General features: G+C 37.5%; 5 protein-coding genes. 4 read left to right on the top strand and 1 reads right to left on the bottom strand.

What is annotated here, in order from left to right; all coding sequences use genetic code 11:
• Positions 1-814 (bottom strand): M20/M25/M40 family metallo-hydrolase (locus tag AC3AX0_RS05755; protein WP_487549351.1); only part of this gene is annotated, 814 nt, incomplete at its 3' end.
• Between the two features lie 441 nt (positions 815-1,255).
• Here AC3AX0_RS05755 and AC3AX0_RS05750 point away from each other — a divergent pair.
• The 4 genes from AC3AX0_RS05750 (at position 1,256) to AC3AX0_RS05735 (ending at position 5,835) form a co-directional block, all read left to right on the top strand.
• Positions 1,256-2,179 carry a DUF1177 domain-containing protein gene (locus AC3AX0_RS05750; protein WP_487549350.1) on the top strand — a complete coding sequence of 308 codons (924 nt, stop codon included), beginning with the start codon at positions 1,256-1,258 and terminating at the stop codon, positions 2,177-2,179.
• A gap of 61 nt (positions 2,180-2,240) precedes the next feature.
• Positions 2,241-3,893, top strand: a complete 1,653-nt coding sequence (locus tag AC3AX0_RS05745) for an ABC transporter substrate-binding protein (protein ID WP_487549349.1) — start codon at positions 2,241-2,243, stop codon at positions 3,891-3,893.
• 86 nt (positions 3,894-3,979) lie between these two features.
• The gene (locus tag AC3AX0_RS05740) at positions 3,980-4,942 is read left to right on the top strand and encodes an ABC transporter permease (protein WP_487549348.1); all 963 of its coding nucleotides are present in this window, start codon (positions 3,980-3,982) and stop codon (positions 4,940-4,942) included.
• Complete coding sequence (locus tag AC3AX0_RS05735) at positions 4,942-5,835, top strand: ABC transporter permease (protein WP_487549347.1); 894 nt, start codon at positions 4,942-4,944, stop codon at positions 5,833-5,835. The genes AC3AX0_RS05740 and AC3AX0_RS05735 overlap by 1 nt, the downstream gene beginning before the upstream one ends.
• Positions 5,836-5,871: the final 36 nt, after the last annotated feature.

The following is a 5,871-nucleotide window of genomic DNA, read 5'->3' as shown; positions in this document are numbered from 1 at the left end:
CTGCCGCTTTTCTTAAACATTCCACCATATGGCTAGTCTGCTTTTCAATCTTATACTTGTCAAGGCTTCTTATTTCCCCTACTATCCTTGCTGCCGGACTAACTATGTTTGCTGCACCCACAGCTTCAAAGGTACCAATATTTGCAGTAGTTTCTTCATCTATTCTCAGAAGGTTCATGGTGCTTATGGCATCTGCACCAGCCATTATTGCACTTATTCCCTTTTCAGGAGCTATTCCTGCATGGGCAGGTTTTCCAGTTATTTCTGATACAATCTTGTTGTGAGCAGGTGCTTGAACTATTATCTTTCCAACAGGTCCACTGCTGTCAATGACATAACACCTTTTCCCGATGATTCTATCATAATCCAGGTTTTTTGCTCCCCTCAAACCGACTTCTTCACTTATTGTAAATATCATTTGTATAGGTCTGTGATCCGGCTTCTGTTCCTTAATCAGCTTAACAGCTTCAACAATTGCAGTGATTCCCGACTTGTCATCACTGCCAAGAATTGTATCTCCTTTGCTTTTTATCAGTCCATCTTCAATTATAGGTTCAATATTTTTACCGGGTTTTACCGTATCCATATGACAACTGAAAATCAATGGTTCTGTTTCCATATTACCTTTCAGATAAGCATATATATTATTTGCATCTGCTCCCGCTTTGCTGCCTGCTTCATCCACTGATACTTCAGCTCCAAGTTCATCGAGATCGACAATAAGCTTCCTGTGAAAATCGCCTTCACTGCCGGATTCACTCGATATTTTCACATACTCCATAAATCTACTTACTATTTTTTCTTTATTAAACATAAACTCCTCCAGACAAATTTAATTACTTATTAAATGAATCATATGCACAATCCGCATAATTATATATTAACATAATTTGTCAATAGCCATATTTTTTATTAAAATTCATATGCAAACTTTTGATTTCAATATTTTTCATAACATTGAATGTACAATGTGTACACAATGTTACTTGTGCTTGCAATTTACACACATTATTCCGCAAATTAAAATCATATAGTCTATATATCTTGATATTTCAATATTATATCATTATTGTAAAATGCCAGCAAAATACTTTAAATATTGAATTCAATACAATTTCATAATATTATTGTTAAACATTTGAAATATTATGTGCATCAGTTAAGAAATGGAGATTCATCTGTGTGCATATGCACATATCAATATTTCATTAAATTTAATACAATTTTATGTATATAAACACTTAAGGAGGCACTAATGCTACTGAAACAGGTTTTAGAAATTCATGACTTATTAGATAGATATAATGCTAGTGGAAATCTGGTTAAAGATTTTCTTATGGATCGTGGTGGTGAAGATATTACAGTTACTACCGTAGAGGGCGATAAAGGCAAAACAGACTTCATAAAAATTGTAATCAATGGTGAAGATGGCAAATCATCAGGTGGCAATACACCTACACTAGGCATCATCGGCAGACTTGGCGGTATCGGTGCCAGACCCGAGGTTAAAGGATTCGTGTCAGATGGAGACGGTGCACTGGCCGCACTATCTGCTGCTTTAAAGCTTATAGATATGAAAGGACATGGCGATAATCTAAAAGGTGATGTTATAATAACTACACATATTTGTCCCAACGCTCCTACTCAGGAACACTATCCAGTTCCATTCATGGGTTCTCCAGTAGATATGGATCAAATGAACAAGGTTGAAGTTATTGATGAAATGGATGCCATACTTTCAATAGACACAACAAAAGGCAATGAAGTTATAAACTGCAACGGCATAGCATTATCACCAACAGTAAAAGAAGGATATATTCTTCCTGTTAGCAACGATATGCTCGAAATTTCAAAGAGAGTCACTGGAAGACTTCCAAATGTATTTGCACTTTCTACACAGGATATCACACCTTATTCAAATGAACTTACTCATTTAAACAGCATACTTCAGCCGGCAATAGCAACAGATTCACCTGTTGTAGGAGTTGCCATCACAACAGAAGTAGCAGTGGCAGGATGTGCTACTGGAGCTTCCCATCCTTTGGATGTGGAAACAGCTGCTCGATTTGCAGTAGAAGTAGCAAAGGATTATTCAACAGATAAATGCAGCTTCTACAACGAAGATAATTTCAAGAAACTTGTAGAAATGTACGGCGACTGCAAAAAGTACCAGTCGTAAAATATTGATAATTAGCATTTTCAATGCTAAATATAAAAACATTTATTAAAGGGAGGAAACAATGACAAACAAGAGAAAATTTTTATCACTTCTATTGGTTTTAGTTATGTGTTTATCAGTTTTCGCTGGATGTAGCAAACCTGCAGAAGAACCTGCAGCACCAGCTGAACCGACTGAACCAACTGAGCCGGCAGAACCAGCAGAGGAACCTGATTCAAACGAACCTGTTTCAGAAGACGATAAGTTTGGTGGAGTAATAACAATTGCACTATCTTCTTCTCCAAAGAATCTTGATCCAATCATGTATACAGGAACATATGAAAGCCAAGTAATAGGAAGCGTGGCCGACACTCTTGTAGCTTACAAGCATGATTTATCAGGAATTGCTCCAAACCTGGCTACAGAATGGTCTACAAGCGAAGACGGTATGGTATATACCTTCAAGCTTAGAGATGATGTATATTTCCAAAAAGGTGACTATCAAGATGGAAAACAACTAACTGCAGCTGATGTTAAATATGCTCTTGAAAGATCTGCTACCCAATCTGCAATGAACAGACTTGGAATGGTTGACCATGTAGATATAATCAATGACTTTGAAGTTGCAATCTATCTTAAAGAGCCAAGTTCAGCATTCCTTACAGTTCTTACTGATGCAGGAAATGTAATAGTTCCTCAGGAAGAGGTTGAAGGTTGGGGAGATTCATTCGGATCTCACCTTGTAGGTACAGGACCTTTCACATTAGAAGAATTCAAGAAAGACCAGGAAGTAATTCTTGCTAAAAACGAAAACTACTGGGCTGGAACTCCTTATGTTGACGGTGTAATATTCAAAATCATCACAGATGCAAGTCAGATGACCAATGCACTTAGAACAGGCGAAATAGATATTGCAACAGATCTAGGCGGAGAGAGTGTAAAGATAGTTAAAGACGATGCAGACCTTATAATCCAAGAAGTACCTGGTCTTCATGTTGCATATATGTACATGAACCTAATGAACGGACCAACTGCTGATATCAAAGTCAGAGAAGCTATAATAAGAGCTGTCGACATTGATGAAATGGTTAAGGGAATATATCAATTTGATGAAGCTCAAAGAGCTTATCTTCCATTGCCTCCAGGTTCATGGGGATATGATTCTTCACTTGAGAGCATAGTACCATCATATGATCCTGAGCTGGCAAAACAATTACTTACTGAAGCAGGATATCCTGATGGATTTGCACTGGAAATATATGTTTCCAACAAGGCTGCAAGAGTTAAAATGGCTACAATTCTTCAAGCATACCTTAAGCAGAATCTTAACATTGATGTTGAAATAAAAACTTCTGAATGGGGTACTTTCAGCGAAATCGCTTCAAGCGGACAAGCCGACATGTACGGAATGTCTTGGACCTGGTATCCAGATCCATTCTTCTTCCTAAACAAAATGTTCCACAGTAGTGAAATAGGTGCACTAGGTAACGGTCAAGGATACAACAACCCTGAAGTTGACAGACTGTTAGATGAAGCGCTAGCAATTACTGATACTGACGAAAGAGCAGTACTTTATAAGGAAGCTCTGAAGCTTATAACAGAAAACTATTCAAGAATCAATTATTCAAACGAAAAATCAATTTTCGGATTCAATCCAGCAGTACAAGATTTCGAGATGAGAGCTGATGGCAAAATCGTCGTTTGTTCCCCTGAAATAAATGTTTGGATGAAGTAAAAATTCATCGCCGAAGACTCTGTGTTCATATGCAGAGTCTTCGGTTATACAAAAATTTCAACTATATCCAGCTAAGGAGTGAAAAAATGGTAAAAACAATTCTTCAAAGAATATTGCAACTAATTCCCATACTCTTTATTGTTTCCACAATAATATTTGTAATTACCAGAATGATTCCTGGAGACCCTGCATTAACCATGCTTGGACCACAGGCCCCAGTAGAAGCAGTTGAAGAATTAAGAGAAGCACTAGGACTAAATAAAAACATTGCAGAGCAGTATTTAATATATTTAAAGGACTTACTAAAAGGCAATTTCGGCAAATCATATGCCTACAATGAACCTGTTATGAAACTAATTTTGGAAAGATTTCCAAACACGTTGATATTGACTGCAATCAGTATGTTGCTTGCCATGTTCATTGCAATACCAATAGGAATTATATCTGCTACAAGACAGTATTCAATATTTGATTATGTGTCAATGATTGGAGCATTAGTCGGTGTATCCATGCCAATATTCTGGCTGGGACTTATGCTTGTACTTGTTTTCAGTGTTAATCTGGAATGGCTGCCTTCAATAGGCATGGGAAGTATGGACAAGGGACTTTGGGATGTAATCAAGCATTTAATACTACCTTGCGTCTGCCTGGCAACAATACCGGCAGCAACCTTTGCAAGAATAACACGTTCAAGCATGTTGGACATAATCAAACAGGATTATATCAAATCTCTTCGTTCAAAGGGATTAAAAGAAAACATAGTAATATGGAAGCATGCATTTAAAAACGCTCTTCCTCCAATACTCACAGTAATAGGTCTTCAGGTTTCTACCTCACTCTCGGGAGCAATACTAACTGAAACAATTTTCAGCTGGCCAGGAATGGGACGAATGATAGTTGATGCAATAGAAAACAGAGATTATATGCTTATCCAAGGCTCGATTCTATTTATAGCCTTTATATTCGTGTTCGTCAATCTCATAGTCGATATTTTATATCTCTATGTCAATCCGAAGGTAAGCTATGACGGTGAGAAAGGAGGATCCTAATGTCAAACAGTTCACTTGATATAAAAAGCCAGGAAGAAATGCTGAAAAAAGAAAGAAAAGCAAACAATGCCTGGAATAAGCTAAAAAGAAACAAAACAGCCATGATCGGTCTTGTCATAGTAACAATCATGGTTTTAATGGCCATAACGTCTCCTATACTGGCTCCTTTTGATCCAAATGAAATGAGTCTTTCCAACATACACTTAAAGCCCGGTGAACAAGGACATATATTCGGCACAGATGAATTCGGAAGAGACCTTCTCAGCAGGATAATCTACGGTTCAAGAATATCAATGATTGTGGCCGTAGGAGGAACTATTGTAGGAGGACTAATTGGAGTATTCCTTGGACTCATATCAGGATTCAAGGGAGGTCTTGTTGATTCAGTAATAATGAGATTTATGGATGGAATGTTCGCTTTTCCCTTTGTACTGTTGTCCATAGTTCTCATGACAGTCCTTGGTAATGGCCTCAATAATGTAATTCTGGCCATAGGCATTGCCAATGTCCCCAGATATGCAAGGATTGTAAGAGGCCAGGTACACATAGTCAAAAACGAAGAGTACTGCAATGCTGTAAGAGCACTCGGTGCATCAAACAAAAGACTTTTGTTCAACCATATTTTACCTAATATTATGTCTCCATTAATTGTCTATGCTACCCTTAACATAGCTGGAGCAATAATTTCAGAAGCGGCATTGAGCTTCCTTGGACTTGGTATAACACCTCCTACAGCTTCATGGGGCAATATTCTAAGAGCTGGAAAGGAAAGTCTGAATACAGCACCACATATAGCAACAATCTCAGGAATCTTCATACTTTTAACAGTTCTTGGATTCAACCTTCTTGGTGATGGAATCAGAGATATCCTTGATCCTAAAATGAAGCAATAACAAGACATAACAAATACATGATAAACACAAAAATAT

The organism is Dethiosulfatibacter sp., assembly GCF_983023055.1.
This window is presented reverse-complemented; position numbering and strand designations above follow the sequence as displayed.